Annotated in this window: 1 protein-coding gene; it reads left to right on the top strand. The window is 76.0% G+C overall.

What is annotated here, in order from left to right:
- Positions 1–25: 25 nt before the first annotated feature.
- On the top strand, positions 26–1,215 hold a 1,190-nt coding region (locus tag AB0H87_RS41930), incomplete at its 3' end, for a DUF6596 domain-containing protein (RefSeq protein WP_360159479.1).

Here is a 1,215-nt window from a genome sequence, read left to right as displayed (position 1 = left end):
GTGGGGGCCCCCCCAACCTGCCCCGGTGCGCCGCACGGTCGAGGCGGTGTGGCGGATCGAGGCCGCCCGGATCGTGGCGGTGGTCGCCCGACTGACGGGCGACGTCTCGCTCGCGGAGGAGATCGCCCAGGACGCGCTCGTGGTGGCGCTGGAGCAGTGGCCGCGCGACGGCGTACCCGACGATCCGGGTCCGTGGTTGCTGGCGACCGCGCGGCACCGGGCGATCGACCAGATCCGGCGGCGGCAGAACTACGCCGCGAAGCTGCGGCTCGTGGCCGGTGCGACCGAAGAGGCGCACGACGGTGGGTACGACGCGGTGCTCGACGAGGGCCGGATCGGCGACGACCTGCTGCGGCTGATCTTCACGGTCTGCCACCCGTCGCTGCCCGCCGAGTCGCGGGTGGCGCTGACCCTCCGGCTGCTCGGCGGCCTGACCACCGCCGAGATCGCCCGGGCGTTCCTCGTGCCCGAGGCGACCATGGCGGCCCGGATCACCCGGGCGAAGAAGGCGCTGACGGGCGTGGAGTTCGGGCTGCCGCCGGCCGCCGAGCTGGGCCCGCGGGTCGCGTCCGTGCTCGCCACGGTCTATCTGATCTTCAATGAGGGGTACGCCGCGACGGGCGGGCCGGCCTGGGCACGCCCGGAGCTGGCCGACGAGGCGGTGCGGCTCGGCCGGCTGCTGCAGGGCCTGCTGCCGCGCGAGGCGGAGGTGCACGGCCTGGCGGCGCTGATGGAGCTCCAGGCGTCGCGGCTGCCGGCCCGGCACGACCCGTCCGGGCAACCCGTGCTGCTGCCCGACCAGGACCGGCGGCGGTGGGACCGGCTGCTCATCCGGCGCGGGCTGGCCGCGCTGTCGCTGGCCGGGTCGCTGGGCGGCGGCTACTACACGGTCCAGGCGGAGATCGCGGCCTGCCATGCGCGGGCACGGTCCCACGCGCAGACCGACTGGGAGCGGGTCGCCGCGCTCTACGAGGTGCTGTTCCATCTGCGACCGTCGCCGGTGCTGCGGGTCAACCAGGCCGTCGCGTACGGGATGGCCGGTGATCCGGCCCGTGGCCTGGCCCTGGTCGACGCGGTGGCGGGGGACAAGGCGCTGCGCGACTATCCACAGTTGCCGGCGGTCCGCGGCGACCTGCTGGCCCGCCTCGGCCGCGGTGCCGAGGCCCGGGCCGCGTTCGCCGCCGCCGCTTCGCTGACCCCCCACGAGGCAGATCG

Origin of the sequence: Asanoa sp. NPDC050611 (assembly GCF_040654855.1) — a bacterium.
Classification (GTDB): Bacteria; Actinomycetota; Actinomycetes; order Mycobacteriales; family Micromonosporaceae; genus Asanoa.
Note: the sequence above shows the minus strand (reverse complement) of the source record. Positions and strands in the feature narration are given on the sequence as shown.